This is a genomic window from Bradyrhizobium sp. STM 3562 (assembly GCF_045571435.1).
Classification (GTDB): domain Bacteria; phylum Pseudomonadota; class Alphaproteobacteria; order Rhizobiales; family Xanthobacteraceae; genus Bradyrhizobium.
The window spans coordinates 7631114-7652794 of record NZ_CP120694.1 but is presented as its reverse complement, the minus strand read 5'-3'; the positions used below and the strand labels follow the sequence as shown (position 1 = coordinate 7652794).

Sequence of the window (21681 nt, the reverse complement as noted above, 5' to 3'; positions counted from 1 at the left end):
GTAGTTGGTTTCTAAGAGTTTAACAAAAACCAAGTTTTGACATTAGGAGGACGACAACCAGCTTTGTTCGCAGCCGCAAACCGGCTACCAAATCAGTCGACCCGCCGTTCCCCGCATTTTAGGACATCCCGATCATTGCCATGAAAATCCGCAAAGCCGTTTTCCCGGTCGCCGGCCTCGGCACCCGCGTCCTGCCCGCCACCAAGGCGATGCCCAAGGAAATGCTGACCATCGTCGACAAGCCGCTGATTCAGCACGTGTTCGACGAGGCCAAGGAGGCCGGGATCGAGCATTTCATCTTCGTCACCGGCCGCAACAAGGGTTCGATCGAGGATCACTTCGACCGCATGTACGAGCTCGACGCGACCTTGGAGGCGCGCGGCAAGAAGGCCGAGCTGGAAATCCTGGCGCGCGACCAGCCGCAGGCGGGTGCGGTCAGCTTCACCCGTCAGCAGTCGCCGCTGGGCCTTGGCCACGCCGTGTGGTGCGCGCGCGATATCGTCGGCGACGAGCCGTTCGCCGTCGTGCTGCCCGACGAACTCGTGCTGCACAAGCCGGGATGCCTCGCGCAAATGGTCGAAGCCGCGCAACAGCTCGGTGAGAAGTCCAATCTGATCGCAGTGCAGGAAGTGCCTGCCGATCAGACGCATCAATACGGCATTTGCGCCGTCGGCAACCGTCACGGCAAGATGTTCGAGGTCGCCGGCATGGTCGAGAAGCCGGCCAAAGGCACCGCGCCCTCGAATTTCTCCATCACCGGGCGCTACATTCTGCAGCCGGAGATCTTCAAAATCCTGGGCACTCAGGAGCGCGGCGCTGGCGGCGAGATCCAACTCACCGACGCCATGATCGGTCTTGCCAAGACGCAGAAATTCTACGGCGTCGAGTTCGCCGGCGAGCGCCATGATTGCGGCTCCAAGGCCGGTTTCCTGCGCGCCAACATCGCCTATGCCATGGCGCGTCCCGACCTGCGCGATGGCCTGCGCGAAGAGATGAAGAAGTACGTGGAGGGGTGAGGCCTTGCCTCCGTCATTGCGAGGAGCGAAGCGACGAAGCAATCCAGAGTCTCACGTGCGGCTCTGGATTGCTTCGCTTCGCTCGCAATGACGCTTCCGCTAGGCCGCCAGCGACAGCGTCGGAACTGTCGCGAGGATGCAGCAGTTGCGCCCCGAGGCTTTGGCGGCGTAGAGCGCCTTGTCGGCGGCGTGCACCAGTGCCGACCAATCCATTCCCAGGACAGGCGTCGTGCCGGCAACGCCGATGCTGACCGTTGAGGCGCTTTCCCCGCCCGACCAACTCAGCACCTTCGTGCGGATGGCTTCGGCGACCCGCATCGCCTCGGAGGGCGAAAGTCCCGGCAGCAGCACCGCGAATTCCTCGCCGCCATAGCGCGCCGCGCAGTCGGGCGCGCGCTTGACCGAGTCCGAAATGCAGATGGCGATCCCGACCAGCACCTGGTCGCCGGCCTGGTGCCCATGCGTGTCGTTGTAGGCCTTGAAGTGATCGGCATCGATCATCAGCAGCGATACCGGCGTCTTGTGCCGCATGGCGCGCCGCCACTCGCTTTCGATCGTCGCATCGAATTTGCGCCGGTTGCGAAGACCGGTGAGGGCATCCGTGGTCGCGAGCTCCTCGAGCTTGGCTTCGGCTTCGGCGCGGCGCTTGATCTCGCGTGCCAGGAACAGCGTCACGGCGACGACGAACACGATCAACGCCAGCATGATCGCGCCGATGCGGCTTGCCTGGGTACGCCAGATCTTGAAGATGGCATCGAGCGGCTTGCCGACGATGACGATCAGCGGATGGTCACCGGCGCGCCGCACATAGAGACGCGGCGTCCGGTCGATCGGTCCCGCGCCCTCGTAGGAGCTGCCATCCTTGAGGTTCGCCGGATTCCAGTCACGCCGTTCGCCAAGATTCCTGCCGATCACGTCGAGGTCGAACGGCCTGCGCATCACGACGGTGCGGTCGCGGCGCAGCACGGTGATGGTGTCGCCCTCGTCGAGGCTCAAGCCGCCGAACAATTCGTGGAAATAGCTGAAACGGATCGAGCCCGCGACCACGCCCATGAAGTGCCCGTCGGGACCGTTGATACGCCGGCTCAGCACGATCGCATAGCGGCCGCGGTGGAGCATGGGGCGGCTGATGAAGAGCCCGACATTGGGGTTGTCGCGGTGGACGGTAAAATACTCCTCATCGGAGCGGTTTTCGGGGGGTGGATCGAGCGTGGAGGCATCGACGGTCAGTCGGCCGTCCGCGTCGAACACCTGGATCGCGCCGAAATGCTTGGCCGTCGCGGCATGATCGAACAGGATCAAATGCAGCACCGGCTTGGAGACGTCCTTGATCTCGGGGACACCGACGTTGTTGGCGACATTGCGCAGCGACAGGTCGTAGAGCTCGATGTTGCGGCTGATGTCGGCGTCGATGCCGGAGGCGAGATTCTCCAGCGACTGCCGCGCCAATTGCTCCTCGCCGCGCCGCATGTCGAGCATCACGCTGGCGCAGATCGCGGAAAAGCCCATCACCGTCACCAGCGACGAGGCGATCAGAAGCTTTGCCGATAGCCGCCAGGACGGTCTGCCCATATCCACGCACTGCATTTTTGAGGCGGCTGTATACCCGCCGCTTCATTCTGCATGCGCTTTAATCATTGCCGGCGGCTTAAGTGACGACAGCGCTGTCGTAATCAGTTAACGCTTGGTTTCCGGATTCGAATAAACCTTTGCTCAGCCTGGCTTGGGACCTGCCGTGAACGACTACGACTCATTGCGCGACTATCTGAAGAAGCAAAGCCTGCCCGAACTCGTACTGAGCTTCGAACAGATCGAAGAGATCATCGGGCGCGCGCTGCCCCGCGCGGCGCACCGCGCCTCGTGGTGGGACAGTCTGCGCAGCCCGCAGGAGAAAATGCCGCAACGCGAGGCCTGCCTGGAAGCAGGTTACGTCGCGACGCGTCTGCCGGACGGCCAGAGCGTGCGGTTCAGGCGGATGAAGACGAAGTAGGGAACAGCCCAGGAGAGCGCCTAGGCCTGAAGTTACGAGCGGTCTAGCGCTTGTGGGCTCGCAATCCGAGCGATGTCAGCAAACGAGCCAGTTCGATCTGACTGCCCGTTCCGGTCTTGGCGAAGATGCGCCGCAGATGCGACTTGACCGTGTTGGGAGACAGCTTGAGGTGGGCTGCGGTTCGCCCGATCGCTGCGTGTGAGATTGCCGCAACGGCGACCCTGGCCTCTGCGGGCGTCAATCCGAAAACAGCGGCAAGGAGTTCCGTCTCGGTTTGCGGACGTTGCTCTGGATCGGTCAGGAAGATGATCGCGGCACCTGGCGTCGGCGCTCCGTCATAGGCACGCATCGATAGGGCACTGACTTCGATGCCATAGCGAAGGCTTTCCGATGGCCTCGATATTCCGACTGCTCCCCCAGTGAGTCTCGCCGGCGCACAGGCTCCCGCAATCAGCCGCTCGAGCAGCACCTGTTCGCTCGCGCGGCTTGCGACCAGGCGACCGGATTTGACCGAAAGTCCATCCCGACTTCGAACGATGGACTCCGCGGCGCGGTTCATCCTCATGATTTTGCCTGCGGCATCGACAAGTATGATACCGGTGCCGATGCAGTCGATCGCCGCAAGCAGGCCATCGTGCTCGCGGATGGTCTGATGGAGTCGCGCGGTCACGCGCAGTGCTCTGGCAACATGCGTCAAGATAAACGCAAGCTCGTCCCCTTCCGCGCTCGTCAGCGGCTCGCAGCCGATCGGTCCTTGCAAGACGAACGGGGCGAATAGGGCCTGATCCTTGAAGATCATCGCGGCGGCGCGGCTCCAGATGCGCTGGGGTGCGAAAAGGTCGGCGTAGATCTCGGTCCTGTGAAAGGCCTCGCGGCCTCCCATGCGTGCCACGAAATCGAACGGCCGACCGGGCACGGCCCGCAGCAGGAATGGAATGGCGGGATTGGTCTGCGGCGTCGCGTAGCGATTGAAGAACAGGGGCTGCAAATCGGGATCGAGTCGCGAGATCGCGCTGAACGTCGGCCGCTCGGGCAGGGATTGCAGCCAGATGATCGCGGGCGACCCGTCAAACCGGTCGCCGATCTTTTGCAGCGCTGGTCCCCACCTCTGCGGATCCGCCGATGCATCGTAGATCGCGTCGATGACGTCCTGAATGTCCGGCCGGTACGGCATGTCCTCAATTCCTTCGGAAAAATCCGGTGGTCTCTCGGGACGCTCGCAATGGAAATCTATCGGTTAAGTCTCGGCACCCATGCAATAGTTCAAAACGCAAGAAAATGCGCCAAGGGGCTGCCCTCATCGCGTCAGGGAAACAGTCGAAACGGCAAGAACCTTGGCAGATCAGCTTGGTTCATGCGCGAGGCGCATGATTGGTGGCGCTCTGTTTCATCCGGCTCGGTGACATCCGCTGTTTGCCTGGCTCCCAGCTTTACTGGGTGTTGGCGCGCTTTCGGGCACGCGCTCCGTTCATTGAGACGTTCGCCGCATCGACACATGGCGTACGAGCACCATACCCCCGATCGAAATCACGATCAGGCAGACCGCGTACCAGAGGCTTGATGCGAAACTTCCACTGAGATCCCTGAGCACGCCGACGATGGAGGGGCTGACGGCGGAGGCCAAAATCCCGGCGGAGCTGATCAAGGCGATGCCGGCGGGCCGTCCTCGTTCCGACAGCACGGAGGCGGGCACGGTCCAGAAAATGACCATGGCCGTGAACGCGCCGGCAGTCGCAAGGATCAAGCCCAGCATGCGCAGCGGCAGTTCGCCGAATGCGATGACCGCGATCCATCCGAGCCCGGTGACCACGGCCGGAGCCACGTAGTGGAAGAAGCGTTCGCCGGCCGCATCGGAGCGCGCACTCCAGATCGGCATCGCGAGCACGGTAATTGCGGCGGGCAGTGCGCTGAGCAGGCCGATGGTCGCATAGCTGCCGTGGCTCGAGACCGCTTCGCGGACGATCTGCGGCGTCCAGGTCGCCATCGTATTCAACGAGGTCACCAGGCCGAAATAGGACAGGCACAGCAGCAAGACCGGAATGCTGGTCATCTCGGCCCAGATGTTCTTCCTCGGCTGGACTGTCACATCGAGTTGACTGGCAAGCAGCGTTTTCTCCTCCGCACTCAGCCAGCGCGCCCGTGCGGGCGAAGGATCGAGATAGAACCAGGCGATCACGCCGAGCAGCACGGCAGGCAGTCCCTCGATGAGGAACAGCCAGCGCCAGCCCGAAAGTCCCAAAATCCCATGCATGTCGAGGATGAAACCGGAGAGCGTTGCGCCGAACGCAATCGTCACGGGCTGCGCCACCATGAAGATCGCGGTGGCCCGCGCGCGCCAGGCAGGCGGAAACCAGTAGGTCATGTAGAGCAGGATTCCCGGAAGGAAGCCGGCTTCGGCCACCCCGACGAGGAAGCGGATCCAATAGAGACTATGCGGACCGCTGGCGAACATCGTCGCCGCGGAGGCGAGCCCCCAGGTCACCATGATCCTCGGAATCCAGCGATGCGCGCCATATCGCACCAGCAGGAGGTTGCTGGGCACCTCGCACAGCACATAGCCGATGTAGAACACGGTGTTGGCGAAGCCGAACGTCGTCGGCGTCAAGCCGAGTTCCTTGTTCATCGAGAGCGCGGCGAAGCCGATATTGATGCGGTCGAGGTAGGAAACGACGTAAAGCACGAACAGGAACGGGACGAGGTGCCAGAACACGCGCCTGACGACCTGATCGTGGCGATCAACCGCAACGCCTTGCGCGCCTGCCAACGAGGCTTCGCTCATTTGGTCCTCCCCGGTTCAATTGATTGGCGGCGCTTTCAGGCCGCGCGTTGTTTTTGCCCGCCTTGGGCCGCGCCCCTGATTAGGTCGATCAGGGCGGACGGTTCGGCGGGTGGGGCATCGCCCCGCCATGCCACGTGCTGGTCGGGGCGGGATAGCACCAGTTTTTGCGGATAAAGCGCTTTCAGGTCCTCATCGCCGGCTTGTACGTCGAGAACCGCAAAAGGCACGTTGCGCGCCGCGGCGGCCGCGACCAGCGCATCGACGTCGACGGCAGGATCGAAGCGCAGCAGCGTGTATCCGGGGGCGAGCGCGTCATAGAGCGAGCGCCCGTCGCGAAGCCAGATGTGAGGCGTGCGGCAGCCGGGCACGGTGGAAGGGGTGAGCTCGTAGAGCGTATAGCCGGGTTGCTTCTCGCCATCATAGGCGATGATCGGCGAGCGGTCGTAGAAATAACCGAAGTTCAGCCCGCCGCAGCAATATTGGTTGACGTTGAGGTCGTAGAGCTCGCGCCCGAACCGGGCTCGAAGCGCGTCGCCTTGCGGGCCAGGCGCTTCGATGTCGCCGGGGACCGCGGCGCGCTGCTTGCTCAGGGCGATCGCATGATCCATCGCGAAATAGGAGACCTGCTCGGTGATCGGCAGCCGCTCGGCTTCATAGGCGTCGAGGATGTCGGGGGCGGCCCAGCCCTGCAGCACCGCCGAAATCAGCCAGGTCAGATTGGTGACATCGGCAATGCCCGCGTTCATGCCGTAGCCTGCCATCGGCACCCACAGATGGGCGGCGTCACCGCTGATGAAGACGCGCCGGTCCCTGAAACGGTCCGCTATCAGGCGCCGGCCGATCCAGTCTTCCTTGCTGATGATCTCGTAGTCGAAATCCGAACCGACGCCGAGGATCAGGCGAATGCAGGCGTCGCGGTCGACCGCGTTAAAGTCGGTCTCGTCGGGCCTGAGATAATTGTGGATCAGCCAGGTCTCGCGGCCGTCGATCGCATACATGTTGCCGGAGCGGCGCGGATTGACCGAGAAAGTAGCCCAGGCCGGCTTCTCTTTCATCAGGCGGAGCAGGCGCGGCGCCCTGATGAAGGTCGACTGCACGCGCTGGACCACGGCATCGCCGGCGAGCTTGGCGCCGATCGCCGCGCGAACGGTCGATTTCCCGCCATCGCAGCCGATGAGATATTGGCAGCTCACCGATCTGGTCTCGCCGCTGTCGAGGTCACGAATGGTGGCGATGACGCCATCCTGAAGCTGGCGGATGCTCGCCACTTCGGCGCGATTGAGGATAGAAACGCCCGGCAAGGCCTCCGCATGCCGGAACAGAATCGGCTCCAGATAGATCTGGTTGATGCGATGCGGCGGCTCTGCCGTCGGCCACCATCCGTCCGGTCCGCTTTTGTCGCTGTAGCGCTCGGCCCGGCAGGGAATGGGAATGCGCGCCAGCTCCGTGCCGGTGGCGGTCGTGCGATAGGAGACGTCGTTGGGATAGTCGGGCGGAAGCCCGGCGTTCCTTAGCGCACCTGCGACGCCGAGCCGGCGGAATATCTCCATCGAGCGCGCGGAGACGTGGTTGCATTTCACGTTCGGCGGCTCGCCCCGGTGCCGCCGCTCCACCACCATGACCTCGATGCCGCGCCAGGCGAGATCGATGGCTGCGGTCAATCCGACCGGTCCCGCGCCCACAATCAGCACCGGCGCGTCAAAGCGTGCGGACATCCGCGATCCTTCCCCGTCTCGGGCTTGTTGTTCGTTTCGAGCCGTTGAAGGTAGGGAGGGTCGGAAATAAAATACACTTGATAATTTCCATGAGCTCATAAATGAAAATCATAAATCCAACGCTCCATCAGATCGAGGCGTTCGTACTGGCGTGCCATCTCGGTAGCATCACCGCGGCGGCCGAGCGGATGCGGCTGACCCAATCGGCCGTCAGCATTCTGCTGCGCCAGCTCGAGCGCGGCCTCGGCACGCGGCTGCTCGACCGCACCACGCGGTCATTGCGGCCCACCGCGGCGGGTCTGGAGATGCTGCCGCGGGCCGAGCGGATGCTGCGCGATCGTGATCATCTGGTCAGTTCGGTGCGGGCGATCCGCGACGTGGAACGGGGCAGGTTGAGCTTCGCCGCGACCGCGGCGGCCGCTTCCGCGCTGATGCCGGCAATCCTCGCGGAATTCACGCGCTCGCATCCCGAAGTCGAAATCATGATGCAGGACGTCGCGCCGGATCAATTGGTGCCCAAGGTGCTCGCCGAGGAGGTCGAATTCAGTATCGGAACGGTGAACGCGAGCTCGAATGAGCTCGCGTTGGAGACGCTGGTCAGCGACCGCCTGAGTGCGATATGCCGGCGCGAGCATCCGATCGCGGCGCGCCGCTCGCTCTCCTGGGAGGAGGCGATCGCGGAGCCCTGCATCAGCGTGGTGCCCGGAAGCGGCATCCGCGAACTGATCGAGCGCACGCTGACGCCGAGGGGCAAGCAATTCAATCCGCGCTGGGAAGTGGCGTTCCTCACGACGGCGCTATCCATGACGGCGCACGGGCTCGGCATCTCCATCCTGCCCGGCTATCTGGTGCCGCATCTGCAATATCCCGCGCTGGTCGCCGTGCCGCTCCGCAATCCGGTGGTGCGCAGGAATCTGTCGGCGATCTCGCGGTCCGGCCGGTCGCTGTCGCCGGCGGGGCGCGCCTTCATCGATCTGATCAAGCGAATGAGCGCAAGCACCGAGGCTGATCGGAGCGAAGCGCCGGAGCGGTCGCGCACCGCTGCGAGGGCGCGGCCACGCCGGCGCTGATCCAGCCAATCGCCGGTTCCAATTCCATCGCGCTGAGAATTTCGCCGCGCGCGATTGCAGCGCGGCTCGCGTCAGCCTAACCTTCACCAAAACGAAAACGGGTGGAAGCGCAATGGCACGCATCAAGTCGCTTGAGACCGGGCACTACAAGATCCCTCTTTCCGTCACGCTGTCCGACAGCACGCATGGCAAGATCAGTGCCTTTGAGCTGATCACGTTGCGCGTCCGCAGCACCGATAGCGTCGAGGGCGTCGGTTACACCTATACGGTCGGCCGCAACGGCGGCGCGATCGCGGATATTCTCAGGCGCGAAATTCCGGCACTGGTCGAGGGCCGCGAGGCCGACGATACCGAAGCCATCTGGCAACATGTCTGGTGGGCTCTGCATTATGGCGGGCGCGGCGGCCCGACCGTGCTGGCCCTCTCGGCGCTCGATATTGCGCTGTGGGACCTGAAGGCGAACCGCGTGACCCTGCCGCTATGGCGTCTGCTTGGCGGCTTCGATCGTCGGGTGCCCTGTTACGCCGGCGGCATCGACCTCGATCTGTCGATCGAGGCGCTGCTGAGGCAGACCGACGACAATCTGCGCAAGGGCTTTCGCGCCATCAAGATGAAAGTTGGCCGGCCGGACCTCGCATCCGACGTCGCGCGCGTGCGCGCGATGCGCGAGCATCTCGGCGACGGCTTTCCGCTGATGGCGGACGCCAACATGAAATGGAGTGTTGAGGAAGCCGTTCGCGCCGCGCGCGCCTTGCGGCCTTTCGATCTCACCTGGCTCGAGGAGCCGATCATTCCCGATGATGTCGCGGGCCATGCGCGTATCATTGCAGCCGGCGGCGTGCCGGTCGCGACCGGCGAGAACTTGCGCACGCTCTGGGAGTTCAAGAACTACATCGCGAGCGGCGCGGTGTCCTATCCCGAGCCCGATGTCACCAATTGCGGCGGCGTCACCGCGTTCATGAAGATCGCGCGGCTTGCGGAGGCATTCAATCTGCCGGTCACCAGCCACGGCGCCCACGACATCACGGTGCATCTGCTCGCGGCCTGTCCGAACCGCTCCTATCTCGAAGCGCACGGTTTTGGTCTCGATCGCTACATCGAGCACCCTCTCACGCTCCAGGACGGCATGGCGCTGGCGCCGACGCGTCCCGGCCATGGCGTCAACTTCGACTGGAGCGCGCTGGCGCAGCTTGCGGCGTGAGCCGATTCAAGCAAGGTGCGCTCGCTTGGATTGGCGAATGTGCCGATCCGTCCACCACATCGCGCGCCGAAAAACGTGATCAGAGCGGATATCAACAACCGCGATCGCGATCCCTATGTTGTGAGCTAGCTCGCACTCTCGCGGCGCCAACACGGCCTGCCACGGCTGTGGAAAAATTACCAAAATACCTCAGGGAGCAAGCAACGCACCAGTGATGGCATGAACTCTGCATGCTCGAAACTGACCGGGTCCTCACTTACGAAGGTTGCCATGCTTGTTACTCTTGTCGCAGTTCTCTGCAACGCGCAGCTCTGTCTGGAGAAAGTCGTGACCAACAGCGAGCAGTCGGGCATCACCATGTCCGCCTGCGCTTCAACTGCACAAATTGGTATTGCCGATTGGCTTTCAAAAAGTCCGTATCACGAATGGCATTTGGAGAGTTACAAATGCGTGCTCGGCAAATACGCGCCCAAGCGCGACGCCTGAGATTGCGCGCGACGGCTTGATCGAAACAGGTGCCAAACCATCATCATCCTGAGGCGAGGCGTTTTGCCCGCCTCAGGATGAGAGGCACGCCTTGAACAGGCAACGCGGCTAGCAGTCGCAGAGCGGAGCTAGCCCATGCCGCGCAGCCCAACATCCGCTGTCATTGCGAGTGAAACGAAGCAATCCAGACTTTCTCCGCCGATGCAGTCTGGATTGCGTCGTCGCTTCGCTCCTCGCAATGACTGGCATGGTCAATGCCCTCGTCCGGTTCTGTCAATTTAGCGGATGTTCTAGATCTTCTGCATCTCCGTGAACCATCTGCCGCTGTAGGGGCCGACATAGGTACCGGTCTGCATGCACTGCGCCTTGGCGGCCGTGCACATCGGCACCCTGTCGGGTCGCGCGCTGGAGAAGCGGATGCAGGAGGCGGCATAGGCGGTGCAGGTATGAGGGATTTGCGCGCGCAGCACCGACATCCTGTAGCGGTAGGAGCGGCCGCCGTCGGACGACTGGCAGCATTTGCCATCCATCTTGGTGGCGAATGCAGTCGCGATGTCGACAGAGCAGAGGGCGCCGGAGAGGGCGATCGACACGATGATAGCGAGTGGCTTCATTGCATGCTTCCTTCGTTGTTCATCGCTTCAAGATTTCAGCCGACAAGGCCGGACATCGCTGCAACATCGCTGCTGTCCGGAAACACGCTGCTTAGCAGAGCGCGTTCCTCGACGCGCAGGTGATCCCTCAACAGCCCCTTGAGCACGGCGCGCAGATCGGTGGTGGGTTTCAGGTCGCGCCGTTCGTAAAGCTGCTCCACCTTGAGGCCCGGCCAGTCGGCGATCACGCGCCCGCCGTTCAGCGCGCCGCCGGCGAGAAGAGCGACGGTGGCCGTGCCGTGATCCGTGCCATAGGTGCCGTTGATGCGCGCGGTGCGGCCGAATTCCGTGACGACAGCGACCACGGTCTCGCGCCAGGCGTCGGCCATATTGCTCTCGATCGCGGCGATTGCGCCGTCGAGCGCGCCGAGCAGATTGTGGAGCTGGCCTGCGGCGGCGCCCTCGTTGATATGCGTATCCCATCCGACGAAACCGAGCGCACCGACGCGTGGGCCGTCGGCTTTCGCAAGAAAGCGCGCGGCGGTGCCGGCGGCTTCCGCGAAATAGGCGCGCACGCGTGCGATGGGCGGCAGCGCCGGCGAGTCACTGTTCGCCATCGGATCCTCGATGCCGGCACCGCCGAGCGAGGTCAGCCGCATCCGCACCTCGAGCGCGGCCGCGAGCTTGGGATCGGTGTGCTGATAGAGTTCGAGCAGGCGCGCGGCCGTGTCGTCGCTCGCGGGCAGCAGCTTTTGCGGCACCCACGACAGCACCGGCGCCTTGCCGCGCACCACCAGAGGCGTCACCGCACCGACGCCGAAGGCATTGGCCCCGCCCGGATTGACCCGGCCCTCCGATTCCAACGCGACGAGGGCGCGATTGAGCCAGCCGCTGTCCACAGCGCCGGGCCGCGCGAACCCGCTTTCCAGAACGTCCTGGCCATCGAAATGGGAGCGCTCGCGATAGGGCGTGGCAGTCGCGTGCACGATCGCAGCCTGCTTCGCCCGATAGAGCCGATGCAGGTTCGGCATCGCCGGATTGAGCGCGAAGAAGTTGTCGAGCGGCAAGGCAGGCGTCTTGCCGTCGAGCACCAGCGCGCGCTCGCCGCGCAAGGCGATCCAGTCGGGATCGCCGACCGGCGCGACCGTGGCCAGCCCGTCCAGCGCGCCCCGCAACACGATGACCAGCATGCGCGGATCGCGCCCCTCAGCGCGGGCCAGCCTCGGCAATTGCGTCCACGCAAACAAGGCGCCGGAGCCGATCAATACTTCGCGGCGGCTCACCAGGTGAAAACCCATCGTCACCTCCTCTGAAAATCCGCCGACATGAACAGCAGCGCCAGTGCCTGCTGGCGGCTTTCGGCGCGACCGACCGCCTGCTTCACCTCGCCTGCGACGCACGATCCGAGCACGTTCTCCATGACATGCTCGGGATCAACCTTGCCCGCGATCCGCTCGGCAAAGGTGTTGGCAATGTCGAGCCGCCGTCCCATGCCGTCGATCCAGCTCGCCTCGTCGTCGGGGAAGCCCTTCTGCGAGGACGGACGCCACAACGGCTCGCCGAGCAGCGCTTGCCCGCCGGTGAACCGTTCGGGATCGGCCTGGGTCAGGCCGGCGGCGCGCAGGATCGAGACGAGCCATTCGCTCGGCCGCTTCAATTTACCTGGCGGCTCCGTCCAGGCCTCCGATGATGAGACCATCGCCCGGGCGACCTCCCTGAGGTCGCCCGACGTTTCGAGGAAGGTCTTGGTCATCGCGTCGACCAGTGCCTGCGGCGGCGTGTCCGCCACGAAGTGGCGCGCGAGCTTGCTCGCCACATGCGTCGCGGTCGCGGGATGGATGGCGAGATCGCGCAGCACCGCGCGTCCCTGCTCGATGCCGTCCTGCTCGTAGGATTTGCCCAAGACCTTCTGCGCGCCCGATTCGTGCAGGCGCGGGTTGAAGCTGAATTCGCCGCCATGCTCCGGATTGTCTCCGGGCGGCACCAACGTCCAGCCGGTCAGCACATTGGCGAAGCTGATCACGTCGTCCTGGGTGTAACCGCTGCGTACACCGAGCGTGTGCAGCTCCAGCGCCTCGCGCGCCAAATTCTCATTCAGGCCGCGGCTGCGGTTGATGCCGGCAACCGAGTTCGCGCCCATCGAGCCGAGATTGTCGAGATAGAACAGCATCGCCGGGTGGCTCTCCGCTGCCAACAGCAGATCGGTGAAGGAGCCCAGCACGTGAGGACGGATCGCTTCGCGCTCATAGGCGCCCGACATGCTCCTGATCTTGTCGGCCGAAACGCAGAAATGATTGGACCAGAACCAGACCAGCCGCTCGGTGAATCCGATGTTTGCGTTGAGTGCCGCCTCGGTCCGCAACTTTGCTTCGTCCAGATAGATCCGCCGCCCCGGATCCGGCACGGCCTCGGCGGCGGTCTTTTGTGCCGTCTCGCTCATGGCTTGCGCAGCGCCCTCGGCCATCGCAGAGCCGGCTGACATCTGCTGCTTGCCGGCCTCCGCCTCGGCGCGCGTGGCGACGATCGCCTTGGCCTGGCGCCGCGCATTGGCGTCGGCGACCGCGCGGAACGCTCTTGCACTGGATGGCAAGCTGGCTACGGCCGCGGGGTAGGGCGGTGGAGCGTCGAGCTCCGCCAGCAGCGCCGCGCGCGGGTCCGCGGCGATGGCGTCGATCGACCCCGGGCGTGGCCCCATGCCGAAGCGTCGCAGCGCGAGAACGGCGTCAGCCTTTGCGGAACTGCTCATGCGAGGTGCTCACAACGTTCAAGCGATGGCTTGCCGGCGGCAGCCGGCTTTCGCATTGGCTCCGCCGCTTGTGACTAGCTGTAGTGCTACGAATTGTAGCATTTAAGATCCAATGGCGCAAGCTCGGCGGGTTGCGGCGGCCGTAGCCTCCGATCTCACCTCGAGCCGGTGCAGCGGTCGAGCGGCCCTAGTAAGAAGGCCCCAGCGCGATCCGTCCGATACTGCCGTCCTTGGCAAGACCGATCCGCCATTCGACCGAGCCGTTGGCGAAGTGCGCGATGTAGACGTCACTGCCGATCAGCGTCACGCCGCGGAACGAGAGCGCGCGCAGCGCTCCGAGCTTGGCGAGGATCGCGCGGTCGAAGGGGAGCTGCTGGCGGGTCTCGGCGGCGACTTCGGCGGTCATGCGATCGTAGTTCGGCTGACCCCGGTCCAGTCCCTGGATGTAATCGCGCAGCATCTCCTCGCTGCCCGCGAGCGGCGCGGTACGCCGCTCGGCATGCTCCGGCTCACCACGTGATGTCTCGACCACGTGATAGCGCGTGCGCTGTCCCGGCAGCACGACCTGAAGACACTGTCCCGAACGGTCGGTCACCACCCATGTGCTGTCGACGGTGGTCAGGAATGCGGCCGACCGGTCATCGGCGATGGTGCCATGCGTGGTCCGGGCTCCCTTGGCGTCCAGGCTGTAGAGCTGGATGTCGTCGCCGGTGCTGTTGAAGAGCTGGATCTTGATCGGCGCATTGCCGGCCTGCGGTTTCAGGTTCGCTTGCTCGGAGCAGGCGAGGACGGCGCCGGGCTCATCATTGCCGTTGGGACGGAACAGGACGTCCTCGGCTTTTCCGTCAGCGCCCAGCAGCACGCGGAACTCCGCGGACCCGTTCGCAAACTTCACGCCATAGATGTCGTAGCCGCCGGGACCGACGCCCCGAAAGAAGATCGATTCGACCGCGCCAAGCGATACGAAGACCTCGTGCAACTGCGCGGCCTCACGACGGATCGCGGCGGCCAGCGTCGCGCTCATCCGGTCATAATTCGGCGTGCCGTTTTGCATGTCGGCGATCCCGCGCAGGATCACCTCTTTCACGCCCGGCGTCGGCGTCTGTGCGCGGAAGCGATCCGGCACCTCCGTCATCCGCCGCGCAAACTCGCCTTCGACGATTGTAGCCCTGGCCTGATCGATGCGCGGCGCAAGGCGCGCTCCGGATGTCTGGTCGGATAGCAGGAGCTTTTGCACCTGTCCCTGCTCGTCGCGCAGGAACACGACGAGATCGCCGTCGCCGCTGAAGAAGCCATCGGGGCCATCGGCCGTCAGCTCCACGCGCGCGCGCCCGGTCTCCTGCATGTGCAAGCCGTTGCCGGCGCGGGTCACGGCGAGCGCCCGGTTCGGCGCCAATTCGTACCAGCCGACATATTGATCAAGCAGTGTCGCGCTCATCGCGGCGCTCGCGCGGCGCATGGCGACGATCCGGGCCGCGTGCAGATCGTGGCCGTTCTGGTGCAGCGTCAGCTCCGTGGATGGCGCGGCATCGACGGCGAAGGTGATCGGGCCGCCGCTCGCGGGATAGGAATAGTTGCCGTCGCCGGTCTGCGTCAGGTGAAGCTTGCGTTGGCCGGTGAGTTGCCCAAAGAGATCATCACCCTGCCGGAAGATCGCGAGCACCGATCGTGGGCCGAAAGCGTAGAAATCGGCGCGCTCGGGGTTGTCCGGCATCGTCCCCGGATCTCCGGGCCGGCCGGCAGTGAGCACCGGCGCTTCCGGCGCGCGACCAGCTATGGTGCCGCTGGAGGCGACGGCAACGGGCACGATCGCTACTGCGATCCAGAGCCGCTGCCGCCAGGCTGCTCTCGGCGGCACGGCAACAGCGGCGACAATGCGCTCAATGCGGGTGCGTATGGTGGACGCTCTGGCCATTTCGAGCCCGGCCGGCTTGACGCGGCCGATGTTCTGCACGAGATCGAGCAGGATTTCCGCATAGGAGAGGCGATCCTCGAGGACCTCGATCGCCTCGGCATCGCTGATGATCTCTGCGAGTTCGGCCAACCGGGTCAGTTGCCACCATGCAAACGGGCTGAACCAGAACAGGGCGCGATTGAGCGAGGCGAGCAACAAGATGTAGAAATCGCGGTTGGCGATATGGGCGCTCTCGTGAGCGAGCACGGCCTCGCGCTTGCGGAAATCCCAATCGTCGAACTGCGAAGGTACGAGGATGGTCGAGCCGAAGGTGACTGGTCCGTCAATGGCAGGACTGATGCGGACGTGCCCGAATCCCGGCTCGTCGATCGGCCGTGCTGCGCGCGCCAGCCGCCAGGTCAAATGCAGGCCGAGCACCAATCTGAGCAGCAGCAGGCCGGCAACGCCGGCGTAAACCGCCATCGCGATGGCCTGCCAATTGGCGGCCAACCAATCGATGCGTTGGTGTTGCGCGACGGGGACTGCCGCCGGCGGGATGCCCTCCGGCGGTAGGGCGCCCTGCGGCAGCCCCAGTGGGGAGGTTTCAACGGGCCAGAAACGATCCGTCGTCGGCACCGGTAAAGCGCCGACGGTGACGGTCACGACCGTCAAGTGCATCAGCAGCGGCATCGCCAAAGATGCAAACAGCACGACCGTCCACGAGGTCATTTGCAGGTGCGGGTTGCGCACGCGGAAAAGAATGAGGCCAGTCCAGACGATGCTTCCCAGCAAAAAGGAGCGCAACGCCGCCTCTGCCAGAATTGTCAGCATTATTTTTTCGCTCCCTTCGCCCTGGCCTTTGCCACCTGATCGGCAAGCTGGCGCAACTGCTTCTGGTCGAGCATCGCGCTGTCGACCATGCCGACCAGGACCTCCTCGATCGAGCCGTTGCAGAACCAGTCGACGATGCGCTTGACGGCTTTCGCCGCAACGCGCCCGCGCGGCTCGGCGGCATGATAGACGTAAGTGCGTCCATCCACCGTGTGCCGCACATAGCCCTTGTCCTCCAGCCTGCGCAGCACGGTGCGAACCGTGGACTCCTTCAGCTTGCGCGCCAGCTTCTCGCGCACCACCTCGGCCGTAATTGGCGCATGCGCCCAAACCAGTTGCATGACCTCCCGTTCGAGGTCACCGAGTTCGGGCAGGCTGTCGTGCATGGTGCGATCCTTGTTATTTTGTGCGCTGTAACGCTACAGATCGTCGCATATGGGGCGGCGTTAGGCAACTCCGATTCGACATGGGTAGCGGGTTCTACCTGGGGTAATGACGCGGTTGCGGCGGACCGGACACCGGCCCCCGTGATCGCCTGTCAGTCCAATCGCGCCGGCAGTGGCCCGGCTCGCAGTGCCAAGGGGGGCGGAGAAGCCTCGTCCGCGCCGCAACCTCAGGCGGCCGAAATCAGGATAGCGGCTGTCAAGGTTATGACACTGAGGACGGTGCTAGCGATCAGCATCGTTCCGATCTGGCCGGACGCAACATTGTAGCGGACCGCAAACAGCACGCCGAACGCGCCAGACGGGACTGCCATGAGCACCACCGCAACACGTGTTTCCGTCCCGTTGAGCAGTGCAACCGCCAAAAGCGCCGTCAGCACCGGCTGAAAAATATTCTTGATCAGCGCGACCAGGGCCACATTCGCGGTGAGTTGAACCCGCTGTGCCGAGAGCACGAGGCCGGTGAGGAACAGCGCCGTTCCGGATGCACCCTGGCCGACCAGGGCGAGGGTGGAGTCGAGGAGCGGTGGAAGCGGCAGGCCGGCAAGCGATGTCAGCACACCGGCAACCGGCGCGATCACGATCGGCTTCACGAGCGCGCTCTTGATCGTCGCACCAATGCTCTGCGCTCCGCTCTTCTTCGAGGACTCCAGAAGCAGGAGCGAAAGCGGCGTCAGAACGATGGCCGCGACGGCCACCGCGACCGCCACCGAAATCGAAGTCGATCTGTTGAACAGGGCTGCAACGATCGGGAGACCTGCCGAGCCGACATTCGGACCCGACGCTGTGAGTGCGGCAAGGGCGGCCTCGCGCCGATCGTGGCCAAGCACGCGGGTTTGCACAATGTATGTAAGCACGAACGGAACGAGCATCGCCGCGAGCAGCACGACGGCCATTCGTGCCTGCAGCATCATGGCTTGACGAGGGGTTTGCGCCATTGCCGTAAAGAGAGCCGCAGGCAATGCGAAGTCCATGACCAGCGCGTTCAGCGAACCGATGTTGTGGTTGTCGAACTCTCGGGTTTGTCCCGCCGCATAGCCCAGCGCCATGACCAGGAATATGGGCGCCAGCGACGCGAGTATGGTCGTCACCTCGGTCATTGCATGCCGCGCACCAGAGCGTGCGCGCTCCCCGACAGATTTGAAAGTCTCGAAGTTCCGTTGCGCCATGAAAGAAGGACGGCCAGCGAACCATGCATCGCACCGAGGCCCGTGAGCACGGAGGCCGCGGCGACGAGCGCCGCGGCAAGTGCTGCTGCTACCGGATATGGCAGGTTCATTTTGATCACCACCTCGCCACGGCGTGGCTACCGGCTTCGGATTTCTGACCGAAAACCTGACGCGGCGCCGCGGCTGTTCGCGATGTCCGCCTGTCAAGCGGCGACGCTGGTTGATTTCGTGCTCTCGCCAACCGGCATGCCGGCGTAGAAGCTCGCAAGCCAATGAACGATTGCGTGGCGGGCGACGGCCGAATTCCCGAGCTGGCAGTGCTGCTCCGCACCCTCGCGCGCCGTGAATATCCGCGTCGTCACGGACCGGGCGCAGACGAGCTCGCGCATGGTCCGGTAGACCCAGCCGACATTGAACAGATGGTCCTGCTCGCCTTCAGTGAGCAGAATATCCTGTTTGACGTTGTGCAGGATCCCATCGAGCGAGTGTTTCGCAATCGCCGTGAGGAAATCGAATGGCGTCTTCGTGCCGGTGATGTGCATGCCCTGCACGATGCACCATTCGAACACGGAGCTCGGCAAGCGCTCCTCGGCGACGACGGCCTCCGTCCCCTTGCGGTCGCCGGCCTTGAACCGCGAGATCAGTTCCTGTGCCTTGCCGGGCCGCATCTGCTTGAGCGTCATGTCGAGACCCGAATAGGAGGTGGGCATCGAGATGATGTGCTTGATGCGGGGCTCGAACGCCGCCGCTCGGATCGACATGTACCCGCCGCAGGAAGCGCCCAACCAATCCACGGCATCGAGCCCAAAGTAGTCGATCGCCGCCTTGGCCGGCTTCTCCCACGCATGGTCGAGATAGATTCCTTGCCGCAGCGCACCGCCCTGGCCGGGACCGTCGAACGCAATGACGGTAATTCCGAGCTCGGTCAGCGGAAGGAGGAAGTTGTAGAATTCCTCGACGAACGAATCGTATCCGCCGGTGAAGATGAGGGTGCTGCGTTCCTTGCCTCTTGCCTGGAGTCTAAAGCCCGGCAGATGTCCGCCAGGATACGGAATGGCAACGCGCTCGTAACCGGCGACGCCTTTCATTCCGAGAGCCCAGTTGCGCGCGAAGTCGTCGTAGAGTCCGTTGCGAACGTCGCCGGCCGGCAAATAGAATTCCGCGCCGTGATAGTAGGAGGCGGCATCAAGGTGCCGCTTCTCGGCTTCCGCTTTTTTGGCGACCTCGAGCCAAACAGTGTACCAGGAATCGTAATCCTTGATGCGTGGTGCGATCGCGCTGAGCTCCTTAAGGCGCGCCGGTGACGTGCCGTCGAGCAGGGGCCGGTTGAACGTGTAGTTCATCCCGGGGTCGGGCAACATATGAATGAAGGGCATGGTGTTCTCCGCTGGGTGGGTTTAGTCGCGACCGAACAATTGACCCGGACCTGTGTTGATGCCATATCAATCTCGGCACCATTTCGTTGCCCAGAATGCAACGCCTGCCGCAGCACTGATGGCAAGAGACTGATGACAAGAGACTGATGGCATGAGGTGAGCCGATGGATTTCACGGCCCTTCGCTATTTCAGTGCCACCGCCCACGCCCGCTCGATACGCGCCGCGTCCGATCGTCTGCACGTCTCGCCGTCGGCCATCAGCCGCCAGATTGCCAAGCTCGAGCATGAGCTCCGCGCGCCGATTTTCGACCGGCGCGCCCAAGGCATGAAGTTGACGCCGGCCGGAGAAATTCTGTTGTCAAAAATCGATGGCGTCATGCGCGAGTTCTCGCGTGTGAAATCTCACATCGCGGCGCTGGCCGATCTCCAGGCCGGTAATGTCGACGTCTACTGTTTCCAGACCGCCATCGAGAGCTTCGTGGCGCCCGTGCTGAACCGGTTTCACACGCAATATCCCGACGTGACTTTCAACGTGAGAATGAGCAGCACCGACGAGGCGATGGAGGCGCTGGTTGCAGGCACCGCGGAAATCGGCCTCATCCTCAACCCACCGGTGCGCGAGACGATCACGCGCCTGGAAGTCTTCCGCGACAGAATGATCGCGGCCTTTTCGCCCGTGCATCCGCTTGCGGGGCGGAAGCTCTTGTCGCTTCGCGAACTCGAAGGCTTTCCCTTTGTGCTGACCGAGCCGTCCTTCGGCTTGCGGCAGCAGCTAGAACGTGTCTTCGCCAAGCATCGCTTCGAGCCCGCAACCTTTTGCGTGACGAACTCGCTGGCCCTCGTCAAGGAGGTCGCGAGCATCGGCAACCATTGTACCTTGCTGCCGCGCTTTGCAGTAGAAAAGGAATTGGCGGCCGGACATATCAAAACGGCAGCGGTCCGGGAGTTTGCTTCGGATCCCCTGATATTCTGCATTTGCTCTGCGACCGACCGTTCGCTGTCGCCGGCGGCCCAGGTCTTCATGAAGATCGTGATCGATTATTGCCGTCGCTACGGCCATTGAGATAAACTCAGAGCCGCCGGATGCCGGCAAAGCTGAAATTTTAGGAAAACGAGGATCGGCAGGCCCTGCTTGTCTGCTCCCCTACAGGCGAGAGCGATCATGCTCGGGCGCCGGAACTTCCTTCAGCTCGGCGCGGCTATCGTTGCCGCCTCCGCAAGTCGTGCCGCTGCGGCGCCGGCGACCTATCCGGCGAGACCCGTCATCATGGTCGTCGGGTTCTCCCCCGGCGGCAATACCGACATCGTCGCGCGCCTGGTGGCGCAATGGCTGTCGCAGCACTTGGGCAAGCCATTCATCGTTGAGAACCGCACCGGCGCGGGGACGAACCTCGCAACCGAGTCGGTCGTGCGCGCGGCGCCTGATGGCTACACATTGCTGGTGGCCTCAGCCGCGAATGCGGTCAACGCAACGCTCTACCGGAATCTGAAGTTCAACTTCATTCGGGACACCGAGCCGGTCGCGGGGATCGCGAGCACGCCTCTGGTGATGTGCGTCAATCCCTCCTTTCCCGCAGGCTCCGTCCCCGAATTCATCGCGCAGGCGCGTGCCGATCCGGATCGGCTGAACTTCGCCTCCAGCGGCGTGGGCAGCCCACCGCATGTCGCCGCCGAACTGTTCAAGGCGATGACCGGCATCCGCATGCAGCATGTCCCGTATCGGGGCGATGCCGAGGCGATCAGCGATCTGATCGGGGCCCGGGTGCACGTCTACTTCGCCACCTTGCCGGGTGCGATCGGGTTCATCAGAACCGGCGCCTTGCGCGCGCTCGCCGTCACGGCGGCGGAACGATCTCCGGCGCTGCCGGGGGTGCCGGCGATGGCGGAGTTTCTACAGGGCTACGATGCGACGATTTGGAATGGTCTCAATGCCCCGAAGGGCACGCCGGCCAAGGTGGTCATGGAGCTCAACACGCAGGTCAATGCCGGCCTGCGCGATCCCAAGTTGAGCGGCCGCCTCGCCGAGTTGGGGGCGAAGGTGCTTCCCGGATCGGTCCAGGATTATGCGCGGTTTGTCGCCGAGGAGACGGAGAAGTGGGGTCGCATCGTCAGGTCGGCCGGTTCTCAGATCGAATAGGGCATATGCAAGCTGGACGAATGCGAGGTAGTTAGCGGCAAGCCTGTCGTAGGGCGTCGCGACCCGACTACATTGTTTGATTCTATTGAAGAACCGCGCGATCCGCTGTCGCCTTCGAAGCCGAGAAACACCAGTGTGTATTTGCCGTCGGGTACGTCGCGGCGCCGTACCTCGTGCATCCCGAGTCGTTTGTAGAAAGCGATGCTGCGGTCGAGGTCGCCGACGCGGATCATC

The 21681-nt window shown here is 63.8% G+C and carries 18 protein-coding genes and 2 pseudogenes; 7 read left to right on the top strand and 13 right to left on the bottom strand.

Annotated elements, in window-relative coordinates; translation table 11 throughout:
* Window positions 1–140: 140 nt before the first annotated feature.
* Window positions 141–1016, top strand: a complete 876-nt coding sequence (galU, locus tag P6U23_RS35420; RefSeq protein WP_407176927.1) for a UTP--glucose-1-phosphate uridylyltransferase GalU — start codon at window positions 141–143, stop codon at window positions 1014–1016.
* 99 nt (window positions 1017–1115) lie between these two features.
* On the opposite strand, the gene P6U23_RS35415 is transcribed toward galU, so the two are convergent.
* The gene (locus P6U23_RS35415; RefSeq protein ID WP_407176926.1) at window positions 1116–2588 is read right to left on the bottom strand and encodes a diguanylate cyclase; all 1473 of its coding nucleotides are present in this window, start codon (window positions 2586–2588) and stop codon (window positions 1116–1118) included.
* 163 nt (window positions 2589–2751) lie between these two features.
* Here P6U23_RS35415 and P6U23_RS35410 point away from each other — a divergent pair, with 163 nt between their 5' ends.
* Window positions 2752–3006, top strand: a complete 255-nt coding sequence (locus tag P6U23_RS35410; RefSeq protein ID WP_407176925.1) for a hypothetical protein — start codon at window positions 2752–2754, stop codon at window positions 3004–3006.
* A 43-nt stretch (window positions 3007–3049) separates the two neighbouring features.
* On the opposite strand, the gene P6U23_RS35405 is transcribed toward P6U23_RS35410, so the two are convergent.
* The 3 genes from P6U23_RS35405 to P6U23_RS35395 all read right to left on the bottom strand — a co-directional run bounded on the left by P6U23_RS35405 (window position 3050) and on the right by P6U23_RS35395 (window position 7500).
* The gene (locus tag P6U23_RS35405) at window positions 3050–4180 is read right to left on the bottom strand and encodes a hypothetical protein (protein ID WP_407176924.1); all 1131 of its coding nucleotides are present in this window, start codon (window positions 4178–4180) and stop codon (window positions 3050–3052) included.
* 294 nt (window positions 4181–4474) lie between these two features.
* Window positions 4475–5785, bottom strand: a complete 1311-nt coding sequence (locus tag P6U23_RS35400) for an MFS transporter (RefSeq protein WP_407176923.1) — start codon at window positions 5783–5785, stop codon at window positions 4475–4477.
* Between the two features lie 35 nt (window positions 5786–5820).
* Window positions 5821–7500, bottom strand: coding sequence for an FAD-dependent oxidoreductase (locus tag P6U23_RS35395; protein ID WP_407176922.1), 1680 nt, complete (start codon window positions 7498–7500; stop codon window positions 5821–5823).
* Window positions 7501–7601: 101 nt separating this feature from the next.
* Between P6U23_RS35395 and P6U23_RS35390 the strand changes: the two genes are divergently transcribed.
* The 3 genes from P6U23_RS35390 to P6U23_RS35380 all read left to right on the top strand — a co-directional run bounded on the left by P6U23_RS35390 (window position 7602) and on the right by P6U23_RS35380 (window position 10257).
* Entirely contained in the window at window positions 7602–8570 is a 969-nt protein-coding gene (locus P6U23_RS35390) for a LysR family transcriptional regulator (RefSeq protein ID WP_407176921.1), read from the top strand.
* A gap of 112 nt (window positions 8571–8682) precedes the next feature.
* Complete coding sequence (locus P6U23_RS35385) at window positions 8683–9771, top strand: mandelate racemase/muconate lactonizing enzyme family protein (RefSeq protein ID WP_407176920.1); 1089 nt, start codon at window positions 8683–8685, stop codon at window positions 9769–9771.
* 327 nt (window positions 9772–10098) lie between these two features.
* Window positions 10099–10257, top strand: coding sequence for a hypothetical protein (locus P6U23_RS35380; RefSeq protein ID WP_407176919.1), 159 nt, complete (start codon window positions 10099–10101; stop codon window positions 10255–10257).
* 290 nt (window positions 10258–10547) lie between these two features.
* On the opposite strand, the gene P6U23_RS35375 is transcribed toward P6U23_RS35380, so the two are convergent.
* The 7 genes from P6U23_RS35375 to P6U23_RS35345 all read right to left on the bottom strand — a co-directional run bounded on the left by P6U23_RS35375 (window position 10548) and on the right by P6U23_RS35345 (window position 19309).
* Window positions 10548–10871, bottom strand: coding sequence for a hypothetical protein (locus tag P6U23_RS35375; protein WP_407176918.1), 324 nt, complete (start codon window positions 10869–10871; stop codon window positions 10548–10550).
* A gap of 35 nt (window positions 10872–10906) precedes the next feature.
* Window positions 10907–12148 carry a DUF1501 domain-containing protein gene (locus P6U23_RS35370; RefSeq protein ID WP_407176917.1) on the bottom strand — a complete coding sequence of 414 codons (1242 nt, stop codon included), beginning with the start codon at window positions 12146–12148 and terminating at the stop codon, window positions 10907–10909.
* Between the two features lie 2 nt (window positions 12149–12150).
* A complete protein-coding gene (locus tag P6U23_RS35365) occupies window positions 12151–13596 on the bottom strand; it encodes a DUF1800 family protein (RefSeq protein WP_407176916.1) in 1446 nt (481 codons plus the stop codon).
* Between the two features lie 187 nt (window positions 13597–13783).
* On the bottom strand, window positions 13784–16321 hold the full coding sequence (locus P6U23_RS35360) for a M56 family metallopeptidase (protein ID WP_407176915.1): 2538 nt from the start codon (window positions 16319–16321) through the stop codon (window positions 13784–13786).
* On the bottom strand, window positions 16321–16707 hold the full coding sequence (locus tag P6U23_RS35355; RefSeq protein WP_024507721.1) for a BlaI/MecI/CopY family transcriptional regulator: 387 nt from the start codon (window positions 16705–16707) through the stop codon (window positions 16321–16323). The genes P6U23_RS35360 and P6U23_RS35355 overlap by 1 nt, the downstream gene beginning before the upstream one ends.
* Window positions 16708–16934: 227 nt before the next feature.
* Entirely contained in the window at window positions 16935–17864 is a 930-nt protein-coding gene (locus tag P6U23_RS35350) for an AEC family transporter (RefSeq protein WP_407176914.1), read from the bottom strand.
* Window positions 17865–18136: 272 nt separating this feature from the next.
* On the bottom strand, window positions 18137–19309 hold the full coding sequence (locus tag P6U23_RS35345) for an alpha/beta hydrolase family protein (protein ID WP_407176913.1): 1173 nt from the start codon (window positions 19307–19309) through the stop codon (window positions 18137–18139).
* Window positions 19310–19473: 164 nt separating this feature from the next.
* Here P6U23_RS35345 and P6U23_RS35340 point away from each other — a divergent pair, with 164 nt between their 5' ends.
* Together P6U23_RS35340 and P6U23_RS35335 are read left to right on the top strand one after the other, a co-directional pair.
* Window positions 19474–20373, top strand: coding sequence for a LysR family transcriptional regulator (locus P6U23_RS35340; protein WP_407176912.1), 900 nt, complete (start codon window positions 19474–19476; stop codon window positions 20371–20373).
* 99 nt (window positions 20374–20472) lie between these two features.
* Window positions 20473–21447, top strand: a complete 975-nt coding sequence (locus P6U23_RS35335) for a tripartite tricarboxylate transporter substrate binding protein (protein ID WP_407176911.1) — start codon at window positions 20473–20475, stop codon at window positions 21445–21447.
* 6 nt (window positions 21448–21453) lie between these two features.
* Here P6U23_RS35335 and P6U23_RS35330 read toward each other — a convergent pair.
* Both P6U23_RS35330 and P6U23_RS35325 read right to left on the bottom strand, forming a co-directional pair.
* A pseudogene (locus tag P6U23_RS35330) lies at window positions 21454–21564 on the bottom strand (IS5/IS1182 family transposase); the annotation flags it as partial.
* 47 nt (window positions 21565–21611) lie between these two features.
* Window positions 21612–21680: pseudogene (locus tag P6U23_RS35325) on the bottom strand (VOC family protein); the annotation flags it as partial.
* Window position 21681: the final 1 nt, after the last annotated feature.

What these genes read in the sequence shown, in the direction of transcription:
- galU (WP_407176927.1), top strand. Translation starts at nt 141, where the DNA reads ATGAAAATCCGCAAAGCCGTTTTCCCGGTCGCCGGCCTCGGCACCCGC.
- P6U23_RS35415 (WP_407176926.1), bottom strand. Translation starts at nt 2,588, where the DNA reads ATGGGCAGACCGTCCTGGCGGCTATCGGCAAAGCTTCTGATCGCCTCG.
- P6U23_RS35405 (WP_407176924.1), bottom strand. Translation starts at nt 4,180, where the DNA reads ATGCCGTACCGGCCGGACATTCAGGACGTCATCGACGCGATCTACGAT.
- P6U23_RS35400 (WP_407176923.1), bottom strand. Translation starts at nt 5,785, where the DNA reads ATGAGCGAAGCCTCGTTGGCAGGCGCGCAAGGCGTTGCGGTTGATCGC.
- P6U23_RS35395 (WP_407176922.1), bottom strand. Translation starts at nt 7,500, where the DNA reads ATGTCCGCACGCTTTGACGCGCCGGTGCTGATTGTGGGCGCGGGACCG.
- P6U23_RS35390 (WP_407176921.1), top strand. Translation starts at nt 7,602, where the DNA reads ATGAAAATCATAAATCCAACGCTCCATCAGATCGAGGCGTTCGTACTG.
- P6U23_RS35385 (WP_407176920.1), top strand. Translation starts at nt 8,683, where the DNA reads ATGGCACGCATCAAGTCGCTTGAGACCGGGCACTACAAGATCCCTCTT.
- P6U23_RS35375 (WP_407176918.1), bottom strand. Translation starts at nt 10,871, where the DNA reads ATGAAGCCACTCGCTATCATCGTGTCGATCGCCCTCTCCGGCGCCCTC.
- P6U23_RS35370 (WP_407176917.1), bottom strand. Translation starts at nt 12,148, where the DNA reads ATGGGTTTTCACCTGGTGAGCCGCCGCGAAGTATTGATCGGCTCCGGC.
- P6U23_RS35365 (WP_407176916.1), bottom strand. Translation starts at nt 13,596, where the DNA reads ATGAGCAGTTCCGCAAAGGCTGACGCCGTTCTCGCGCTGCGACGCTTC.
- P6U23_RS35360 (WP_407176915.1), bottom strand. Translation starts at nt 16,321, where the DNA reads ATGCTGACAATTCTGGCAGAGGCGGCGTTGCGCTCCTTTTTGCTGGGA.
- P6U23_RS35355 (WP_024507721.1), bottom strand. Translation starts at nt 16,707, where the DNA reads ATGCACGACAGCCTGCCCGAACTCGGTGACCTCGAACGGGAGGTCATG.
- P6U23_RS35350 (WP_407176914.1), bottom strand. Translation starts at nt 17,864, where the DNA reads ATGACCGAGGTGACGACCATACTCGCGTCGCTGGCGCCCATATTCCTG.
- P6U23_RS35345 (WP_407176913.1), bottom strand. Translation starts at nt 19,309, where the DNA reads ATGCCCTTCATTCATATGTTGCCCGACCCCGGGATGAACTACACGTTC.
- P6U23_RS35340 (WP_407176912.1), top strand. Translation starts at nt 19,474, where the DNA reads ATGGATTTCACGGCCCTTCGCTATTTCAGTGCCACCGCCCACGCCCGC.
- P6U23_RS35335 (WP_407176911.1), top strand. Translation starts at nt 20,473, where the DNA reads ATGCTCGGGCGCCGGAACTTCCTTCAGCTCGGCGCGGCTATCGTTGCC.